The sequence below is a fragment of the Oceanobacillus sp. Castelsardo genome, assembly GCF_001659985.1.
GTDB lineage: Bacteria > Bacillota > Bacilli > Bacillales > Amphibacillaceae > Oceanobacillus.
Window position 1 is genome coordinate 51,765 of record NZ_LYCS01000005.1, and the last position, 21,495, is coordinate 73,259.

Below are 21,495 nucleotides of genomic sequence, written 5' to 3' on the forward strand. Positions count from 1 at the left end.
ACCATTCTATCAAAAGTTTTTATATATACATTTTCTTCTAATTAAACCGTCCTATTCCTTTAGTACATCTTAACTACAGAATCCCCCACTTATTAATAGCTACATTTAAAGCTTCATGCTCTTTCGCATATTCTTCAATAGATATATGATTTGTTACGGCTTCAACAGCTTGCATCATTGCTTTTCCTCCTAATTCAACACCATCTGGATGCCCAAAAATTGCTCCCCCTGCAGCAATTACAATGTTATTTCCTAATTCTGAGATTAGTTTTCCCACCATTCCTGGATGAACGCCTCCACCCACAATTGGGAAAGTAGGTTTTATCGTATAAAGTTTTGCAGTCAACTCTTTTACTGTTAGAAAATATTGGTAGTCTAATAATGGATATCCTCCATACGGAGTATTAATCATGACCATATCAGCCCCAGATATTCTTGGCAACTTCCCAACTGCTAACGGTGATCTCATACCATTTTTTAAACCTTCATAAAACATACCAGATCCAGCATAATGACCAAGGATTGGCACATTAAATCTAATTGAAATTTCTTTTACCATTTCATATCCAGCAGTAGCAAAATTAATCATCAACGCTTTTGCACCAGATTCAATCGCTCTTTCCGCATTATGTAGCATATTATGATACGTATCTGTTATATTAGGAATATATAGAACTCTTTTTCCTGTAACTTCGTAGGCTGCATCTGCTGCCTTTAAATATTCTTTCACCCTGTCTTGAACTGGACAAAATGAAGGATTTCCTAGGAGTTCATCATCCTTTATAATATCAATGCCTCCGCTAACCGCAGCCTTATAAAATAATTTTGCACCATAACTCGCTGAAAAACCAAGACATGGTTTGATCATACTCAAAATCAGCGCCCGTTCATGGATATTTAAAAGCTTTCTAACACCAGCAATACCATAATTAGGACCTGCGATATTGTTAAAATAGCTACCCGAGAAATTTAAGTCAACAAGCTTAATCTGTGCTGATGTAGAAGCGTCATTACCCATAACTGTTGTGAGTAACATTGCTAAACTCTTTGAAAAATTAACTGTTGGAAAAGCAATCTGAAATAGATATTTTTGATAATTTTCCGCTGAATCAACTTGGTTCGATAACTCATAAGCAGGAACATTGTAGATATTAACCACTTTTCCCACATGTCTTTTTGTCATTTCCTCTGTAATTCCAGGTACTGCAACCCAAGTACCTAAAGTTTGACCAATGGCCATTTTATTAGCAACTTCCATAATACTCATATTTTTATCTAGTTCTATATAGTAGGTTGCAATGACGTGAGTATCATCAAGAGCATCCTCTATATTAGAGAATAGTAACTTTTGCATTACGTTCCTCCTATTAAAAGTAATTTTCAGGTGGTTGTAATTCATTTATGCTAAAAATTGATACCCCTTCATTCAGTAAATTGTAGACAAAACAATCTACAATGTCCTCACCGAATGAGGGGGACGAATTTAAAATCTAATTTAATTCTTTATAATTTGGTACTAGCTTAAAGGATTCTACGCTACTCTTCCATCACCATGTGCATCACTAATAACAGCTTTTCTTTCCAAGTATTCGTGTAGTACATGTTTTTTCTTTCTTAGTAATACATAACCTACTACATAAATCGAGACTGTAAGACCAATCCATAGTAAACTTTGAGAAACGAAAGCAAAGAAAATTAACGCAGCAATAGGTTGCCCAAGAATAACAAGGCTTGTTACTAACATAATACCAACACCAAACTCAACACCTATTTCTGAAGCAACTGACGTAAATACCGGAGCTGTCCAAGTCGTAAATAATAAAGCTATTGAGAACCAAATAGATCCGGAAATGATAGTCTTGAATATGTTACCATTTGAAACGGCAATAATTGGTTGTATTAAGTATGGTAAAGCAACTAAGTCAATCATTGGCAAAGTTTGGTTTCCAGGTAAAACGAAAGCAACTAATAAAACGATTGGCATCATAATAATACCAGAGATAAGTGTAGCAGACTCTCCATAACCCGCAGCATCATTTACAGATAGATACCATTCACCTTTTGTACCTTTAACAGACTTTTTAGACGACTCCGTAATAGCTGTAAAAGAACCAGCAAAGATTGCAGATATCTTAGGGAATACTGCCATAACAGCAGCAGTTGCAATACCACATGTAGCGATTTGACCCCAAGACGCTAATTCATTTAATTGTGTTAAATTACCAATAATACCGATAAATAATCCAAGAAATAATCCTAGAGTCATAGGTTCACCGATAAAACCTAATTTCTTTTTGAATACCTGGGGGTTTGCTTTAATTTTATAAAGTCCAAATTTATTTAATATCCAGTCCATCGCAATTGCATATGGAGCAACACTTACTGTATGCAAGGAAGCTAGGGTACAATTTGGATATTTATAATAAGTTGACCATCTTTTTTGAATCATTTCTGCAAAAAGTTGGGTAAATAGCATTTGTACAATCATACACGCAATTCCAAGCCAGATGTTACCTGTAACTAAGAAAATCATAGAACCCCAAACCATGTATGAATAGTTATTCCATAAGTCTCCTGGTTGGAAAACGTTAGTGTACCTAGTAAGGAATAAAATAGTTTGTAATAAAATACATACCCCAACAAATATTATTCCAATCTCAGTTGAATAGGCAACAATGGATGTCGTTTGCCATCCAATATCAAATACCGGTAAATCAACTCCAGTATTTTCTACCATATTATTAACAATTGGGGTAACAATTGGTGCATATGCATTGATTACTAGTGTAAATCCCATTAATCCTACACCAGCTGTTAGCGCCGACATAAAAGCCTTTTTAACAGGAACTTTAAGAAATAATGCAATAATAAAGATAATAATTGGCACGAAAACTGGTGCACCAAATGTATCAAAAAATTGTTTTATAACATCAAAAATGTTAAACACCCCCATTTTTTATTTACGCAAACATGTAAATGTTCTCAATTTAATTAGATATTATTACTCAATTTTTCCAGATTTTCTAAGAGCATTTAGAGCTTCTTCCATAAATTCTTCTTCACCCATACCTGTAATTAATCCCATCGCACTGAATGCAGGTAGACCAAAATTATCTGGAATTGGACTAGCATATGCAATTAAATCATATTTATCCCTGCTAATATAGTTTTCCATTTCACTTGGATTAGACTCGACTGCCTCCGCTTCAATTCCTTTTTCCTCAAATAACTCTACTAATTTATTCGCTACCATTGATGATGTAACTACACCAGAACCACAAACAGATAAGATTTTAATCATTTCCATCACCATTCCCTAATATATTTTTATTTAAAATTTCATAAATCTCTTTAGTACCTTCTGCATTCTTAACTGACTCTAGTAATTCTTTATTTTGAAATAGCGACATAAGTCTTTTCAAAATATTAATTTGTTCATGTGGATCATTGATTGCAAGCATGAAAATCACTTGCGGATGTAAAACAATATCATTTGAACCCATCTGGGTAAATTCAACGGGTTTCTTTAATACACCTACAGCAATAGCTGAAGAATTCACATGAATACTATCAGTGTGAGGAATTGCAATATCAAATGCATCAGCCGGTAATCCAGTAGGATAAATCTTTTCCCTTTCTTTAACAGCGCTTACATATGTTTCCTTCACAACTCCTGAATTATAAAGAAGGGTCCCTAATTTCTCTATAGCATCTTGGGAGTCTTTACATTCTAAATCTTTAATAATATGATTTTCACTAATCATAGCTTGTCACCACACTTTTCCTGTTTCCATCATTTTTGGAATAATATCCTTGTCGTTGAGAGTTTCAATGCTCCCTTTATGAAGGGGACCAGACGTAATTCCCATAGAAAGTTTAATGTTTTCTAAATCTCGTAATTGTTTTTCGCTAAGCGATCTCCCCATTTGAAGTTTTTCTAATTCCAAAATTACTTTTGCATAATACTCCATAACCTCTAGTCGGTAATATGATTGATAAACATCTTCACCCCAAGTCAGGGCACCATGATTTGACAGAAGGACACCGTTAAAATTTTTACAGAATGGAGCAACACTATTACCAACTTCATCTGTACCAGGTTTTGCATATCGGGCAACTGGAATTACTCCAAGTTGTAATGCTGCTTCAATTAATACTGGTTTATCCAAAGGAATACCAGCTATTGCACAAATGGTCGCATACATAGGATGAGCATGTGTAACACTATTAACCTTTTTATTTTCCTTGTACACTTTTAGATGCATTTTAATTTCGGACGACGGTTTGCATTCACCTTCAATGATGTTGCCATCAAGGTCTAATTTAACCATCATCTCTGGCTTCATAAAACCTTTGGAAATCCCAGTTGGTGTTGCCCAAATATAATTATCCGACACTTTTAAAGAAATATTTCCATCATTACTGGCAACAAATCCCTTTTCATACATTCTTCTACCGATTTCTACAATCATTTCTTTAGCTTCTTTATCAGCAGGAAATACCAACGAATATTCCACCTCCTCCTAATTTTCTGAATACAATTTTATCATATAATCATAATGTTGATTTGTCAACATAATTAAACATATTTACGTTATAATCATTTTAAAACCAACATTTTTGTTGGGATTATGTGGGTTTTGAGTGATCTGTGTATTTGTCTTATGTTGAGTCGGACAAAAGAAAATCCCTATCTTGATTTCTTATATAAGCCATGATAGCTATGCACAGGGACAGGTCCCGCATCTTTTTGGCTCCTTGTCAACAATAAAAGGACAGGCTTCACATTTCGTAAAGCACTGCCCTTTTTTCAGAATATTAATCCTTGACTTATTTTCCATTATACACTGTCCCCCCGGCTCAAAACCGAAATGTCTGCACCAAATCTTGCAAATCCGTCGCCATTTGTCTTAACATCTGGGAGGACGCTGAAATTTCTTCCATAGATGCTGTTTGTTCTTCAGATGCTGCTGCAACATTTTGGCTATTCGCTGAGGATTGGTCGGAAACGGTTGAAATGGTCTCTACCAATTCCACAATGGACTGTGAACCTTTATTCACTTCCTCAATAATGGTAGAAACTTGTACAGACTGTTCTGCTACATCCTCTACCATACTCGTAATCTCTTTAAAGGTATCACCGGTTTGATTTACTAATTTAATTCCTTCATCTGTTGATTCTTTCCCTTCCTGCATGGAGTCTACTACTTTTCTAGTCTCATTTTGAATTTCCTCTATGATTTCACGTATATGGGCTGTTGCCTGTCCAGATTGAGTAGCTAGTTTTCGTACCTCTTCTGCAACGACCGCAAATCCTTTACCATGTTCCCCAGCTCGAGCAGATTCAATCGCGGCATTTAAAGCAAGTAAATTCGTTTGTTCGGATATTTTAGCAATGATAGTCGTTATTTCCCCTACTTCATTTGATTTTTGACTTAATACTTGAACAATATCATAGGTTTGCGAAACTTTCTGTTGAATTTGATCCATTTGGCGAGTCGTATACGTAACTACTTGTTGCCCATCTACTGCTTTTTCACTTGTCTTAGAAGTAAGGTTCGCCACCATCCCCATAGACGTTGAAGCTCGGTCCATACCATCAGACATATCTCTCACGACGGTCGTTGCATTTTGTGTGCTGTCCGCTTGATTCTCCGCACCAACCGCTATTTCTTGAATAGCATCACTAATTTGTTCGGATGCTTGGCTTGTTTGCTCTGTACTTGCAGTTAGCTGTTCACTCGTTGCCGCAAGCTGCTCTGCATTTTGTTCTACTTTAGATAAAACTTGATGTAAATTATCCCTCATTAAATTAAAGGAACTGGAAAGATCTCCAATTTCATCCTTATTTTTAACTTCAATTTTTTCAACTGTAAGATTTCCATTTGCAATTTCACGTGCCGAATTGGAAACACGTACAATCGGCTTCACAATCCATCTTGATACCGCCATTCCTATCACTACTAACAATCCCAGGGAAACAACGGCTGAAATTAATAGTAAAATAAAAGTTTGTTGAACCTTTTCTTTATTCTCTTTAATAGCTAATTCAATTTCATTATTAGTAGATTCAGCTAAGATTTTCGACTCATCAACCATTTTCGTTGCCATAGTACTTGGAATATCCGCTAAAGAGGCGATTAATTTCACTTGGGAATTACTATCTTGATACGGGATAGCTACAGTCGCAGCATCTAGAAATAACTTATTCATTATTTCAATTTTACGTAAACTATCCTTCTCATCTTGAGTATTCACGAGTTCCCGTGATGCTTGGATTCTCTTCTGCACTTCCTTATTTGACTCTTCTATCTCAGCTACTAATTCTGTATTCCCCGATAAAAAGAAAGCACGTAAATGATCAATTTGACTCTTCGCTTGAATTTGAATTTCATCAATATGTTTCAAAACAGCTACGTGTCGATTCATGATTTCTAAATTAGACTTTTCCACCGCTTTCAATTGGGAAAAATAAATCACCGAGGCACTAAAGAACACAATACCTATAACTAAAAAACTCAAGCCTATTTTTTTATTAATAGAAAAGGACTTATTTTTTTCTCGTTTATTTTTTCTCATAGCCTTACCCCCTCACTTTCCTACCCAGCCTTTTTATCTAAACTTATCCACGTTTTCTTTCACGATTAGTTCTGCAGGAATGTAAATCGACTCTTTCGGAACTGTTTCTCCTTTAGCCATACGTAAAGCAGTACTCATCCCCGTTTGCCCCTGTTCTTTCGCATTTTGTAAAACAGATACTGCTAATTTATTTGACTTGATATACTGAAGGCCATCCGGTGTCCCATCAATACCGGCAAAAATGATTTCATCACGAATTCCAGCTTCCTCAGCAGCTTTTATAGCTCCAATCGCCATTTCATCATTATTAGCAACGACAGCATCTATTTTGATACCGGATTCAATCCATGTTTTCATAAGACTTTTCGCTTCGTCCTGACTCCAGTTTGCGGTACCTTCTAATACGACCTTCATCCCTTTATGTTCTTCCATAACTTGTTTATTTCCCTTTGTCCGATTTATTTGAGATTCTTGCCCCATCGGTCCGTTCATAATCGCAATATTTCCTTTACCTTTTAACATTTGGGCAATTCGTTCCATTTGCATAACTCCGAAAGATACGTCATCAGAACCAATAAATACACTTTCCGTTTCCAAACTTGAACGATTGATTAGTACAATGGGAATATCTGCTCTTTCTGCTTTTTCCAAAATTAATTCAGCAGCTATGACATCTACAGGGATAAGCATAATCGCATCTACCCCCTGCTCAATAAACTGTTCTGCCTGATCAATTTGCTTATTGGAATCATTCCCAGCATCTATATAATCCGCTTTCATTTCATTGGAATGTTCATCAACAAATTCTTTTACACCATCTAACACCATATTTAAAAAGGTGTCCTCATAATTAGCATGGGCAACCCCAATCACAAGCTTGTCACTTTGATTAGCTTGCTCTTCTGTCGATGCATCTTTGGAAGTGCTACAACCTGATATCAAAACTATTAAAAGTAGAATAATAGAAAAGTTCAACCAATATTTTTTCTTCCAATTCATCATTTTCACTCCTATGTATGGATAATTATAGTTATTTCGTAATAGTTCAATAGTCATATATTAATGCAAATTTCGACAAATTACAAGAGCCAGGGGGACGGCTCCTACTTTTCCATCCCCCTGGCACATTTCTATTTCTTTATGACAACCTGAATTACATGACCAAGACCTGTATGCCGTTTTCCTTCATTTCGCTCGGCTTCACCATAATAAAAATGGATACATTTATAATCCTTAATCCAATTTAAAATATCGATTGGATCATATAACATTTCTTCGGATTTCGGACCACCAGTTTGATATTCAAGTTGATTTTCAGAGTATATTTCAAACATAATATACCCACCACTTTTTACAGACCCAATCATACTTTCAATAAGAAATTTTTGGTCCTTTTTTGGTACGTGCCCGAATACCATGACTGCTGCATCAAATTGATCTGTTCCAACTTTTTCTTTGGTCAAGTCAATCTCAACTGTTTTTACATTAACATTATTTTGACTAGCCAATTCTTCCGTTTTTTCAAGGCCAATTGACGACTGATCATAAGTCGTTACCTCATGACCAAGTTTAGCTAGATAAACCGCATTCCGACCTTCTCCTTCAGCAAAGCACCCCACCTTTGAATGCTTTGGAATGATATAGCTCATACTGTTTATAAATGCATTCTCTGTTTTACCATAAACAAAATCTTTATCTGAAAAACTGTTATCCCAATGTTCTTTTGACATATATATCATCTCCATTTCTAATAGTTCCTTAATATACCACAAGTTATTTAAAAATATAAGAAAGCTGAAATACGACCTACATAGTTTTCCTGATATATTTTATTAATTTTCTATACAATGAAAATAAAAAGAGCCACCTTGATGGCAGCCCTCAAACTAACATTATATCAATCCATATAATTTTCAATTAAAAAATAAGTTCTATCGGAAGTTTCATTTGCTAAAAAGTCCATTCCTGCAGCTCTTGATGAAGCATGTTCATCTGGCATCTCAGCAAATTTTTTCTCTTTCCTATCAATCCATTCTTTTTGATCCATTTTTAATTCTTCAAATGCATCTTTGGGCATCGTTTCTTTTAATACTACCCAAACTTCTTGTAATAAATCATCCCACTCGCCATAGTATTGGCCATAGAAACCAGATACCATATCTTGTGCATACAATTTTTTGGCCTCACTTATTATCTTCTCTTCAAGATTGTCTGCTTTCTGCAAATATTCATTTCTTAAACTATTTTCTTCAGCTGTTTGTTGTGTTAAATCCTTTTCTTTTGACTGTTCATTTTCCATCTGTTTTTGTGATCTTATCTCTTCTTTTTTCTGTTCCTCTTGTTCTTTTATTCTTTTCTCTTCATTTTCTTTCTCCTCTTGTTCTTGTCTTTTCTCTTCTTTAACTTTTTCTTTTGCTTTATCCTCTGCTATATTATCCACTCTAATCATTCTATAGTCCTCTTCTGTTGCACCATCTGAAGTATTTGTAACGATTATATTATCTTTATCTTCAAAGTAACCTTCAAATAAAAATTCATTCAATCCGCTTTCTGGATTGACAATTTCTAATATGAAACTATCATCTTGAGTTTCGGTTAGAATGTAGTCAACGGTCATCGGACCATCGTTTGATTCTTTTCTAACTATCATTCTATCTTCATTCATTTCCATGTATGACCCTACTTTACCATCTGAGACTACTTTCCAACTTCCGATTATTTTACTTTCGTTGGAGCCACCACAAGCTACTAAAAACACACTTATAATAAGTATACCTAAAAATATTTTAATAAAAGATTTCATCTTATCTTCCCCCTCCTTAACCAAACATACTAACTATACTAAACTATCTAATTTTAATCCATATCATTAATGGTCCGTTTGCGGATTAAATCAACTTACAAAATTTTCACCCTTGACATTCATTTTTAGATAGTATATATTTGGTTTAATCAATTTAATATTCTTAATATTTCTTATCCAGAGAGGTGGAGGGACTGGCCCTTTGAAGCCTCGGCAGCGGACTTGTAAAAGTACTGTGCCAATTCCAGAAGCAATAAGCTTAGAGATAAGAAGAGTGACTTCGTTTATTTATATAGTAAACCCTCTTCTTATTCTTTAAGAAGAGGGTTTTTTGTTTGAAAAATTATTTAAACGGGGGTGATCTAATGTCTCTAATAAAGACAGAAAATGAACTTTTAAATGCGATTGAATTACTCAAAAAGAAACAATGGATAGATCTGACACATACATTTGGCCCTGATTCTCCACATTTTGCTGCATTTGACGATGCAGAAATTAAAACACTTTTTACACATGATGATGGATTTTTTGCTCAACGATTTAATTTCCCTGGACAATATGGCACTCATATTGATGCACCCATTCATTTCGTTCCAGGGGACAAGCGCTACTTAGAAGACCTTGAATTAAAGGAGCTTGTCCTACCACTTGTCGTCATTGATAAGTCAAAAGAGGCAGAAGAAAATAATGATTTTATCCTTTCAGTCGATGACATTTTAGAGTTTGAAAAAGAACATGGAAAAATAGAAGCAGGTACCTTTGTTGCGCTTAGAACTGATTGGAGTAAACGCTGGCCGAATAAAGAAACTTTCGAGAACAAGGATGCAGATGGAAATAGCCATACACCAGGATGGGGTTTTGATGCACTTAAGTTTTTATTTGAAGAAAGGAAGATAAATGCCGTTGGTCACGAAACATTTGATACAGATGCTGCAATCGATGTTCGAAAAAACGGCTCTCTAATTGGGGAATATTATGTTCTTGAACAAGATACGTATCAAATCGAGTTATTAACAAATCTAGATAAAGTACCTACAAAAGGTGCTGTTATCTTCAGTATTAGTCCGAAACCTGAGAAAGCATCCGGATTCCCAGTCCGCTCTTTTGCGATTTTACCTTAGGGTACAAAGGCACTGTAGCCGGACGTGGCCTTTCCACGAATGAATTATCAACAAGGAGTTACTTTTGTAATTTACGGAATAATTAAACGATAGGGAGAGATAAAAATGACAAAAACAGCAGTAAAAGCACCATTCAGAGCAGATCATGTAGGTAGTTTATTAAGACCTGAAAGAATCCATCAAGCACGAAAGGAATTCCAAGATGGTAATCTTACAGCAAGTGAATTATACAAAATAGAAACAGAGGAAATTAAACGAATTGTAGATAAGCAAATTGAAGTTGGTCTAGAAGCAGTTACGGACGGAGAGTTACGACGAAGATTTTGGCACACGGATTTCATGGAGCATTTAAATGGTGTGGAAGGCTATGTTCCTGAAAGTGGATTCGCCTTTAAAGGGGAAGAAACAGAAAGATATGATGTTCGAGTAGTAGGAAAGATTTCTTTTAACCCGGATCACCCACATTTGAAAGACTTTGCTCTTTTCAAAGAAATTGTTGGAGACCGTGCGATTGCAAAGCAAACAATTCCAAGTCCAAACCAATTTTTCAATGCTGGTATCCGTAACCTAGAAATCTACCCAGATGTGGAAGAATATGCGAATGATATTATTCAAGCATACCGTGATGCGATTAAAGCCTTTTATGATCTAGGTTGTCGCTATCTACAATTAGACGATGTATATATAGCTGGATTAAATGCACCCGAAATTCCTTTTAATGATAGCGGATATTCAAGGGAAGAACTAATTGAGCTTGCACTACGCGTTGCAAACGGAGTGTTAGAAGGAAAACCTGATGATTTAACGATAACTACACATCTTTGCCGTGGAAATTACCGATCTAAATGGGCATTTGAAGGAAGTTACGCAAAAATCGCTCCAACCTTATTTGCCAAAGAAAGTGTAGATGGATTTTTCCTCGAATATGACGATGACCGTTCAGGTGATTTCCAACCACTAGACTATATTCCTAATGATGGCCCAAGGGTGGTATTAGGAGTATTTACATCCAAACATGGTGAATTAGAAGAGAAAGAAAATATTATCGCACGTGTGAAAGAAGCTTCTCAATATGTTCCATTAGAAAATTTATGCATTAGCCCACAATGCGGATTCGCTTCCACACATCACGGAAATATTTTAACCGAAGAAGAACAATGGACGAAGCTAAAATACATCGTGGATATTTCTAAAGAAATTTGGGGATAAGTAGAGACATGGGGACAGGTCCCTCGTCCCAATCTAGATAGTGAACGAGGAACTAAGCAACTACTTGCCGCACGAGGAACGGCTAACCTTTTAATAACTAGTTTCACGAAAAGTAACCTATCCTTTAGTCGAGGAAAGGAAGGTTACTTTTTACTTATTTCTCTAACGATTCTAGCAAACTAGTGCTAATAGAATACTTGATTTTCGTATAACAGTAATTTCTTTAATTCCTTTTTATACGACCTCCTTTCTTTAGAGGTGGTCATCTGGCATTAAAGTTCTATGTATCTTTCATAATTTTCATTAGTAAATTCCGTGCTGATTTCTAGGGTGGTAGTACTGATAACTAATGGAAGAGCGCTGACTTACGCAGTACGAATACTAATTACAAGTAGTGGGACGAGGGACTGTCCCCCCGGTTCATTGTCTCCATCATTCGACAAATTTCAACAAATTTCAATCTTTATTTAGTTCAAACTCTTCTATACAATGATAATTTATGATAATATTAATGTTAATTTTCCGAAAAAGGGGTTTACAACATAATGGAACAACTACAAGAAATCGATAATGACAAAATAATTACTCGAAACGAAAGCCCTCGTTCTAAACAACGGAGAGACATCGTCTACAAAATTTTAGCGAATAAATCGGCAATCGTTGGTGGAGTCTTAATTCTTTTTATATTAATTATCGCAATCTTCGGCCCCTTGATTGCCCCGTATGATCCAGTTGCTCAAGATATGGTAAACAAGCTTCAACCACCATCTAGTGAGCATTGGTTAGGTACAGACCACTTTGGCCGAGATATTTTAAGTCGTCTCATTCATGGTGCGAGCATCACATTACTTGTTGGATTCTTATCCGTTGCGCTTGGTGCGACTGTTGGTGTTTTTCTAGGAATTATTTCAGGTTACTACGGAAAACGCACAGATAGTATTATTATGAGATTCATGGACATATTGCTTGCTTTCCCTGGAATTCTATTAGCCCTTGCCATTGTAAGTGTACTAGGCGGTAGTTTACTAAATGTAATAATCGCTGTGGCCATTTCTTCTATTCCTATCTTTGCTAGGATTGTAAGAAGTTCCACCTTATCTGTAAAAAAGCTAGAATATATTGATGCAATGCGTGCATTGGGAGCTAGTGATAGAAGAATAATCTTTAAACATATTTTTCCTAATGTTACCTCCCCGCTTATCGTACAAGCTACATTAAGCATAGCGACCGCCATTATATCGGCTAGTGGTCTATCATTTCTTGGACTAGGTGCACAACCACCGACACCGGATTGGGGAGCCATGTTAAGTGATGGCCGAAACTTCCTATATAATGCGCCACATGTAGCATTATTTCCGGGAATTGCGATTGTTATCGTAGTAGTAGCTTTTAATTTACTTGGTGACGGGTTAAGAGACGTCTTTGATCCAAAGACGAAAGACTAGAGGGGGAACAACATGATTCAATTTACCATAAGAAGGATTCTTCAAACCATCCCTGTTTTAATCGGGGTTTCGATATTAGTATTCAGCATGATGCATTTAATTCCTGGTGACCCGGCACAAATTATGGCCGGTGAAAGTGCACCACAAGAACAGGTTGATAATTTACGTGAAAATTTAGGCTTAAATGATCCCCTACCTGTACAATATTTTAGATACATTTCTGATGTTGTCCAAGGCGATTTGGGAAATTCGATCCGCGGTGGGACTGAAGTAGTAAGTGAAATTGGCTCCCGGTTTTGGGTAACGGTTGAATTAGCCTTTTATAGTACCGTTTTAGCTGTGTTTATAGGAATCATTGCCGGTGTTATTTCAGCTACGAGAAGAAATACATTTGTAGATACAGGTGTTATGGTTCTAGCACTTTTTAGTTTATCAATGCCGAATTTCTGGCTCGGCTTAATGTTAATTCAGTGGTTTTCCATTGGGATTGATTTACCAAGCTGGATTCCGTTCCTGGATAACACTAGCTGGTTCAAGCCATCTGGCTGGGGTAGCTTTAGTCAACTCGTACTACCAGTTATTACATTAGGAACCGGAAGTGCAGCTATTATCGCCCGCATGACGCGCTCCAGCATGCTGGATGTTATTGGACAAGATTACATACGAACTGCTCGTGCAAAAGGGGTAAAAGAACGGATTGTCATTTACCGCCATGCCCTTAAGAACGCCTTAATTCCAGTTGTTACCGTTATTGGTTTACAATTTGGCACACTCCTTGGCGGCGCGGTATTAACCGAAACCGTATTTGCGATTAACGGGATGGGACGTCTCATTATTGACTCTATAAGCGCAAGGGATTTTCCAGTTGTACAAGGAACGATTTTAGTCATTGCACTATTATTTGTATTTGTAAACTTGCTTGTCGACATTGCGTATAAACTTTTAAATAAACGAATTGACTTAGATTAGGGCTACTAGAGAGGAATATGCATAATGGGAAAACCTAATTCTTTAGAATATATATTACAAATAAACGATTTGCGTACATCCTTTTTTACAAAAGAAATGGAAGTAAAAGCGGTGGATGGTGTTAGTTTCAAGATTGAGAAGCAAAAAACACTTGGCGTCGTTGGCGAATCTGGTTCAGGAAAAAGTATCACCTCCCTGTCGATCATGAAATTAATTGAATCTCCCGGAAAAACCATTGGTGGGGAAATTCTTTTTAAAGGGGAGAATTTGCTCGATAAAACGGAAAAGGAAATGCAAAACATTCGTGGAAACGAAATTTCGATGATTTTCCAGGAACCGATGACATCTTTAAATCCTACCTTAACGATTGGGGAGCAAATTAGTGAATCATTCCGTATTCACCAAGGGTTAAATAAAAGGGAAGCCCTCAAACGTTCGGTTGAAATGCTAGAGTTAGTCGGTATCCCTTCCCCGAAAAAACGGGTCAAACAGTATCCATTTGAACTGTCCGGTGGAATGAGACAACGGGTGATGATTGCCATTGCGCTTGCTTGTAATCCAACCCTTCTTATCGCCGATGAACCAACAACTGCGCTGGATGTAACGATTCAGGCACAAATATTAGAATTAATCAAAAACCTGCAAAAGCAATTAGGGATGAGCGTTCTCATGATCACCCATGACTTAGGGGTTGTTGCGGAAACATGTGATGATGTAGCTGTCATGTATGGTGGCCAAGTGGTGGAATATGCGAATGTAAAAACTCTATTTAAAGAGCCAAAACACCCTTACACGATTGGATTATTAAATTCCATTCCTCCCCATGACCACGATATCGATGGAGATTTAGAGGTGATTAAAGGTTCTGTTCCAAGCCCAGCGGAAATGCCAACAGGCTGCCGATTCGCTCCCCGCTGTCCGTTTGCCAGTGAAATTTGTAAAGAGAAAATGCCAGAATTACGAACTGATGAAAACGGCAATCAAATCCGCTGCTGGATGTACAGCGATGAATGGGATCAACCGAAGATGAAAGAAGCGGAGGTGAATATTGGTGGATGAGCAGAAAATGTTATTAAACGTCAAAAATCTAAAACAATATTTTCCTATTAAAGGTGGAATCCTTGGTAGAACCGTTAATTATGTAAAAGCGGTGGATGATGTTTCTTTCACTGTTTATGAAGGGGAAACAGTAAGCATTGTTGGAGAATCCGGTTGTGGTAAGTCTACAACTGGTCGAGCTATTTTACGTCTGGATGAACCAACTTCAGGCAATGTCGAATTTGACGGTGCCGACCTGTTATCTCTTAATAAAAAAGAAATGAATAGGATGCGAAAACATCTGCAAATCATTTTCCAGGATCCATACGCTTCGATAAATCCACGACACACGGTTCGACAAATTTTAACCGAAGCAATGGAAATTCAAAACGTATGGCCGAAAGAAAAAAGAGATGAGAAAGTAATCGAATTGCTCGAAACGGTTGGGCTCGGTGCCCATCAAGCAGACCGCTTCCCTCATGAATTTAGCGGGGGGCAAAGACAGCGGATTGGGATCGCCCGTGCCCTATCGGTAAACCCGAAGCTAATTATAGCAGATGAAGCTGTATCTGCATTGGATGTATCCATTCAAGCACAAGTTTTAAATCTATTAAAAAAATTACAGCGTGAATTAAATTTAACGTATTTATTTATTTCCCATGACCTTGGAGTTGTACGTCATATCTCGGATCGAATCATCGTCATGTATTTAGGGAAAATTGTCGAAATTGCGGATAAAAAATCCCTTTTCGAAAATCCGAAGCATCCATATACAAAGGCGCTTTTATCTGCCATTCCTAGTACGGACGTCGATAATAAGAAAGAACGAATTCTCCTTAAAGGAGATGTTCCTTCCCCAATCGACCCACCAAAAGGATGCAGATTCCATACACGCTGCCCATTTGCTACCGAATTATGTCGAACCGAAGTTCCAGAGCTTCGAAGCTCATCAGATACTACTTCAGATCATCAAGTAGCATGTCATCATGCGGAAGCGATTGAGTCAGGTAGTTTACAGCCAGTAGTTTCATCATAAAAAGAATCTTTAAATCTAAAGAAATTAGGGGGAAATAATATTGATAGACAACCTTGTCAAACAGCTAAGTGAGTTACATGGACCATCTGGGTATGAACATAATGTAAGTTATTTTATTCATAACTATGTAAAGGAAAAAGTCGATTCCGTGAAAATCGATACGATGGGAAATGTCATTGCAAGAAAAACAGGTACCAAGCCGGGACCTGTTACTGTACTGAATGCCCATATGGATGAAATAGGATTCATTGTGAAAAAGATTGAAAAAAATGGATTGCTACGTTTTGAGAAATTGGGTGGCCATGATGACCGAAATCTTCTAGCACAACCTGTCAAAGTACTCGGTTCGAAACAAGAACTAGACGGAGTCATTGGCACACTATCTACTCATTTTCTAAAATTTGACAACCCGAATAAAGTTCGTGCTCATGCCAATTTATATATCGATATTGGCGCATCGTCCAAACAAGAAGCAATAGATATGGGGATTGAGATTGGCACTCCAGTTACTTGGGCAACGGAGACGAAAGTTATTGGAAAAGAAGACCAACCGGTGATTGTCGGAAAAGCACTGGATGACCGTGCAGGATGTGCCGTTCTATTATCTGTTTTGGAAAACCTCCTCGATAAAGATTTTGCCGGTGAAGTAATCTTTCTTTTTACTGTTCAAGAAGAAGTAGGTTTACGAGGTGCACAAACAGCAATTCAATCCTTGGAGAGTGTTGATATTGCCATTACAGTCGATACCACTGCAACAAGTGATACACCAGAGGAAACAATGGATCAAACCCTTTCTATCGGCGCTGGTACAGGAATTAAAGTAATGGATTTTAGTCTCATTGTTCAAAAGACAATTAAAGAAACATTGAAAAATCTTGCTGAGGAAAAAAATATTCCTTATCAATTAGAAGTTTTCCCAGGAATTGGTACCGACGGAGGCGCTATTGCCCTAGCTAACAAAGGGATACCGACTGGAGTTTTATCGATTCCATCTCGTTATACCCATAGCCCGATTGAACTAATAAGTGTCGCCGATCTTAAGGCAACAAGAGATTTAGTCACCGCATTTGTGTTTAACTTGAATGAACATTCGAGTTTTGCTTTTTAAGAACACAGGCGCAAGCGACCAGTTAGGGACTTACGGAGGTGAGGGAAGTCCGATAGTCCCTGTGCGCTGAAGCCGGACGTGGCCTATGCTGAATTAGCATAATGGAGCCTAAAACTATATTTTATAAAATACTACTTAAGGAGAGACATAGAATGAAAAAAACATCGTTACTAACAGTTTTTGCACTTTTACTTACCTTGTTCCTTGCAGCATGTGCTAGCGAACCGAATGAAAATTCTACATCTGAAAATGAGGGTGAAACAACTAGCGAAGGAAGAAATGAAGGTGGCGATTTAGTGATTGCTACCCATGCAGACGCTGTGTCATTAGATCCGCATTTAACAAACGATACACCATCTGCTGATGTACGAATCAATATTTATGAGAATTTAGTAACGCAAGATGAAAATATGGAAAACCAACCTGGTCTTGCTGAAAGCTGGGAACAAATTGATGATACTACATGGGAATTCAAACTACGTCAAGGTGTCACTTTTCATGATGGATCAGATTTCAATGCTGAAGTAGTAAAAGCGAATCTCGATCGTATTCTTGACCCAGAAGTCGGCTCCGCTGTATTATTTATGTATAATGCGATTAAAGAAGTTCAAGTCGTTGACGATTATACGGTACGAATTATTACCGAGTTTCCGTTTGCACCACTACCAGCACACTTGGCACATCCGGGTGGACAAATGATGTCAAAAGAACTCATTAAAGAAGATTATGCAGCAATGGAAGAAGGAGAACAACCTGGAACCGTCATCAACGCCAAGCCAAATGGTACAGGCCCTTTCAAATTTGAAGAACGCAAACATGGACAATCCATAACATTAGTAAATAACGAAAATTACTGGGGTGAGCCTGCATTACTTGACTCTGTAACATTCAAGGTCGTACCAGAAGATCTTACTCGTATTTCAGAATTAACAACTGGTAATGCTCATATTTCTACTCCACTTAGCCCATCTGACGTGGCACAAGTGGAAGGTACGGATGGTATTCATGTTCAAAAACAAGAAAGCTCATCCATCGGCTATATCGGATTTAACATGGACAAAAAACCATTTGATGATGTCCGTGTGCGAAAAGCAATCTCCATGGCTATTGATAAGGAACAAATAATCAACGGGATTTACGATGGAGTAGGAATTCCAGCACAAGGACCATTAGCACCAGGAATTTTCGGTTATGATAAAGACCTTAACGGCTTAGAATACAATGTGGAAGAAGCGAAAAAATTATTAGCTGAAGCTGGTTATGAAGATGGCTTCTCCGCAACCATTTGGACAAATGATGATCGCCAACGTGTCGACACAGCAACTAATGTTCAAGCACAACTTGCTGAAATCGGAATTGACCTAGACGTAGAAATCCTAGAATGGGGAGCTATGTTAGATAAAACTGCAAACGGAGAACACGAAATGATGGTCTTCGGATGGACAACTGTAACAGGTGATGCAGATAATGGACTATACCCATTATTCCACTCTGATAACGTCGGAGCTCCAGGTAACCGTACATTTACAGTGGATAAGGAGTTAGATCAATATCTAGATGGAGCAAGAGAAACATCCGACCAAGCAGAACGACAAGAATTATACAGTAAAGCACAAGAAAGACTAGTTGAACTTGCACCGTTCGTATACCTTCTACACCAAGAATACCTAATAGGTGTACGCGACGAAGTTAAAAACCTTACACAACTACCAACACAGTTACTTCAATTAAAAGAAGTTTATATTGAAGATTAAGACATTAGATGAAGCACAAGATAATTCTTGTGCTTCATTTTTTGAACCAGAGGGACATGAACCAGAGGGACAGGTCCCTCGTCCCATGATTTAAGCAGACACAGTTTCCTTATCAACTTTTTTATTTACCTTAGCCATAGCTTCTAATGCAACTTGATTCAAATAGTTTACTGGTTTGTTGAAATGTGGTTGGAAAAAGAAATCAGTTAACGCTAATTGTTCAATGGTCATGTTGTTTGCAATACTAACGCTTATTGTATTAATTGCTTGAGTAAAGTCAGCATCAGATATTACTTGAGCACCTACAATACGATGTGTATCTATTTCATAGACTAGTTTTAATTGAATTAATGCATTTTCCGGCATGAATTCCGGACGATAGTTATCCTCTATATACGCACTATCGACAGATAATCCTGCTAATGTTGCAGCACTTTCGGTTAAACCTGTTGATGCGATGTTATGATTATATATTTTTAAACCAGAAGTACCTTGTGTTCCAGGATGTGCTAATACAGGTTTATCAAGATTATGAGCGACAAGCGTCCCCATTCTCACCGCATTGGTTGCTAATGGGATATAGGCCGGTTGTTTTGTTGCATTATAATTTACAGCACAGCAATCACCCGCAGCATACACGTCAGTTACACTTGTTTGCATATACTCATCAACGATAATGGCACCATTTCCTAGCATATCGATTTGACCTTTAAATAATTCTGTATTAGGTTTAAATCCGATACACATAACAACTAAATCTGCTTCGTATTCCCCTTTATCGGTAATTACTTTATTCACAGTGTTCGTTCCTTCAAATTTTGAAACCGTCTGTCCAAGTGCTAATTCAATGCCACGTTGTTCAAAGGTTGTTTCAACAGGTCCTGTAAAAGTATCATCTAAATACCGGTTTAAAATTCTTTCCTCACTATCAATTAATGTTACGTTTTTACCATTTTGCTCAAATGCTTCAACTAGCTCAACACCAATATATCCCGCTCCAACAACGACAACATTTTCTACTGATTCAGAGCGTTTGATAATTTCATTAGCGTGCGCGAAGTTTTTACATAACAAGACGTTTTCTAAATCGGAACCTGGAATTGGTGGTGTGACAGGCCAAGAACCAGAAGTAATAATTAACTTATCAAAATTATAATTTTTTGTTTCATTTGTTTTCATATCTCTTGCTTGTATTTGTTTGTTATTTATATCACATGATGTTACTTCATGATTCATGTGCATACGTACACCCTGTTTTTCGAATTGTTCCACTGAAGCGTAAAATAGACCATTCGGATCGTTCACTACTCCGCCAACATAAAGGGCAATTCCACAAGACAAGAATGAAACATTGTCATTTTTTTCAAACACATCAATTTGTGCTTCTGGATAAAGATTCAATATATTATTAATCGCAGCGGTCCCTGCGTGTGTACATCCTATAACTGCTACTTTCATCATTAACCATCCTCCAATAATACATTATTGCTCATAACTTCACATTAATATAGGCAATTCATCTAAAAAAATTATAATATGAATATAACATCCTCATTCCGGACCGTCAACAACTTGTGATTATTTTCACATATATGTCACAAAATCAGTGGGACACAGAGGCAGTTCCGCATCCCACGTCATCAAGCTAAAAGTCAATAGAACAAGGGAAAATACCTCACTCCACGGCCCTATTCCACTCCAAAAACAGAATGTGCTTGATCTAAGGAATCTTTAAAATAATAGGCAAAGTTTTGATCAAAATGTTTGGCTTCCGTTAAATACTTAACTTCTATATGATTATCTAATACAAATTGATGTAATTGATAGATGGATGACAAATCATTCCAGACGTTCATAACGGAACCATCCTCAAAGTGGATATTATACTTTGGTATCACCTTTAACGGTCCTAAGTTATTTGTTCTTTCTACTACTACTTTTTCCTCATGATGAATTTCAGTTGAAACATAGTCTACTTCTTCCCATGTTTTAACATGGTGCAGGAAAACACGATGCTTGACGAGTTTTTCTTCATTTACGGCATTAAACCATAAGGAAGATACAAAAAACATGGCAAAAGTAAGAACAAGTACGATAGGTATAATTTTTTGACCAGCTGGCGCTAGCGTAACATATTTTTTAAATAATAAGGCAAGTAGGAAGGCAACAGCAAAATATTTCGTCCAATGTACGATTGGACTTACAAAAGATATGTAGGTAGCTGATTTAAATACAACATAATGGATTCCTCGTATAACCCATTCCGTTGAAAAATAGACAATAAAAATGGAAAATAGTATGATGAGTAACTTCTTCATTTTGAACCATCCTCCTTCTTCTCGTTCTGAAAGTTCTTCTTCTATGATTCTATTATCTCATGATGTATATCTTTCCTAAAAGGTAAAGGAGTGTTTCGATAACGAAACACTCCTT

Annotated in this window: 19 protein-coding genes and 1 riboswitch; of the genes, 8 read left to right on the plus strand and 11 right to left on the minus strand. The window is 37.0% G+C overall.

The window, feature by feature from the left end:
* Nucleotides 1-73: 73 nt before the first annotated feature.
* The 9 genes from A9178_RS10345 to A9178_RS10385 form a co-directional block, all read right to left on the minus strand.
* Nucleotides 74-1,354: a RuBisCO large subunit C-terminal-like domain-containing protein gene (locus A9178_RS10345; protein ID WP_068674993.1), complete on the minus strand. Its 1,281-nt coding sequence runs from the start codon at nt 1,352-1,354 to the stop codon at nt 74-76.
* Nucleotides 1,355-1,531: 177 nt separating this feature from the next.
* Nucleotides 1,532-2,953: a PTS galactitol transporter subunit IIC gene (locus A9178_RS10350; RefSeq protein ID WP_068674994.1), complete on the minus strand. Its 1,422-nt coding sequence runs from the start codon at nt 2,951-2,953 to the stop codon at nt 1,532-1,534.
* A 48-nt stretch (nt 2,954-3,001) separates the two neighbouring features.
* Nucleotides 3,002-3,301, minus strand: a complete 300-nt coding sequence (locus A9178_RS10355; RefSeq protein WP_197482178.1) for a PTS sugar transporter subunit IIB — start codon at nt 3,299-3,301, stop codon at nt 3,002-3,004.
* Nucleotides 3,294-3,764, minus strand: coding sequence for a PTS sugar transporter subunit IIA (locus A9178_RS10360; protein WP_068674998.1), 471 nt, complete (start codon nt 3,762-3,764; stop codon nt 3,294-3,296). Before A9178_RS10360 ends, A9178_RS10355 begins: the two co-directional genes overlap by 8 nt.
* Before the next feature lie 6 nt (nt 3,765-3,770).
* Nucleotides 3,771-4,505, minus strand: coding sequence for a class II aldolase/adducin family protein (locus tag A9178_RS10365; protein WP_068675000.1), 735 nt, complete (start codon nt 4,503-4,505; stop codon nt 3,771-3,773).
* A gap of 355 nt (nt 4,506-4,860) precedes the next feature.
* The gene (locus A9178_RS10370) at nt 4,861-6,579 is read right to left on the minus strand and encodes a methyl-accepting chemotaxis protein (protein WP_068675002.1); all 1,719 of its coding nucleotides are present in this window, start codon (nt 6,577-6,579) and stop codon (nt 4,861-4,863) included.
* A gap of 33 nt (nt 6,580-6,612) precedes the next feature.
* Nucleotides 6,613-7,578, minus strand: coding sequence for a substrate-binding domain-containing protein (locus A9178_RS10375; RefSeq protein ID WP_068675004.1), 966 nt, complete (start codon nt 7,576-7,578; stop codon nt 6,613-6,615).
* Between the two features lie 131 nt (nt 7,579-7,709).
* Nucleotides 7,710-8,309: a class I SAM-dependent methyltransferase gene (locus A9178_RS10380; RefSeq protein WP_068675006.1), complete on the minus strand. Its 600-nt coding sequence runs from the start codon at nt 8,307-8,309 to the stop codon at nt 7,710-7,712.
* A 167-nt stretch (nt 8,310-8,476) separates the two neighbouring features.
* Entirely contained in the window at nt 8,477-9,382 is a 906-nt protein-coding gene (locus A9178_RS10385; protein ID WP_068675008.1) for a lysozyme inhibitor LprI family protein, read from the minus strand.
* Between the two features lie 170 nt (nt 9,383-9,552).
* Nucleotides 9,553-9,654, plus strand: a riboswitch (SAM riboswitch).
* A gap of 93 nt (nt 9,655-9,747) precedes the next feature.
* On the opposite strand from A9178_RS10385, the gene A9178_RS10390 reads away from it, so the two are divergent.
* From A9178_RS10390 to A9178_RS10425, 8 genes are all read left to right on the plus strand, one after another.
* A complete protein-coding gene (locus A9178_RS10390; protein WP_068675379.1) occupies nt 9,748-10,503 on the plus strand; it encodes a cyclase family protein in 756 nt (251 codons plus the stop codon).
* 105 nt (nt 10,504-10,608) lie between these two features.
* Nucleotides 10,609-11,712 (plus strand): 5-methyltetrahydropteroyltriglutamate--homocysteine S-methyltransferase, encoded by a 1,104-nt coding sequence (locus tag A9178_RS10395; RefSeq protein ID WP_068675010.1) that lies wholly within the window; start codon nt 10,609-10,611, stop codon nt 11,710-11,712.
* A 545-nt stretch (nt 11,713-12,257) separates the two neighbouring features.
* The gene (gene nikC, locus A9178_RS10400) at nt 12,258-13,157 is read left to right on the plus strand and encodes a nickel transporter permease (RefSeq protein WP_068675011.1); all 900 of its coding nucleotides are present in this window, start codon (nt 12,258-12,260) and stop codon (nt 13,155-13,157) included.
* A gap of 12 nt (nt 13,158-13,169) precedes the next feature.
* Complete coding sequence (locus tag A9178_RS10405) at nt 13,170-14,126, plus strand: ABC transporter permease (RefSeq protein WP_068675012.1); 957 nt, start codon at nt 13,170-13,172, stop codon at nt 14,124-14,126.
* Nucleotides 14,127-14,150: 24 nt separating this feature from the next.
* The gene (locus tag A9178_RS10410) at nt 14,151-15,185 is read left to right on the plus strand and encodes an ABC transporter ATP-binding protein (RefSeq protein ID WP_068675014.1); all 1,035 of its coding nucleotides are present in this window, start codon (nt 14,151-14,153) and stop codon (nt 15,183-15,185) included.
* Nucleotides 15,186-15,192: 7 nt separating this feature from the next.
* Nucleotides 15,193-16,200: an ABC transporter ATP-binding protein gene (locus A9178_RS10415; protein WP_197482187.1), complete on the plus strand. Its 1,008-nt coding sequence runs from the start codon at nt 15,193-15,195 to the stop codon at nt 16,198-16,200.
* A 43-nt stretch (nt 16,201-16,243) separates the two neighbouring features.
* Nucleotides 16,244-17,308 (plus strand): M42 family metallopeptidase, encoded by a 1,065-nt coding sequence (locus A9178_RS10420; RefSeq protein ID WP_068675383.1) that lies wholly within the window; start codon nt 16,244-16,246, stop codon nt 17,306-17,308.
* Nucleotides 17,309-17,460: 152 nt separating this feature from the next.
* Nucleotides 17,461-19,062, plus strand: coding sequence for a glutathione ABC transporter substrate-binding protein (locus A9178_RS10425; protein ID WP_068675016.1), 1,602 nt, complete (start codon nt 17,461-17,463; stop codon nt 19,060-19,062).
* A 90-nt stretch (nt 19,063-19,152) separates the two neighbouring features.
* On the opposite strand, the gene A9178_RS10430 is transcribed toward A9178_RS10425, so the two are convergent.
* Nucleotides 19,153-20,520, minus strand: coding sequence for an FAD-dependent oxidoreductase (locus A9178_RS10430; protein WP_068675385.1), 1,368 nt, complete (start codon nt 20,518-20,520; stop codon nt 19,153-19,155).
* Between the two features lie 230 nt (nt 20,521-20,750).
* Nucleotides 20,751-21,380, minus strand: coding sequence for a hypothetical protein (locus A9178_RS10435; protein WP_068675018.1), 630 nt, complete (start codon nt 21,378-21,380; stop codon nt 20,751-20,753).
* Nucleotides 21,381-21,495: the final 115 nt, after the last annotated feature.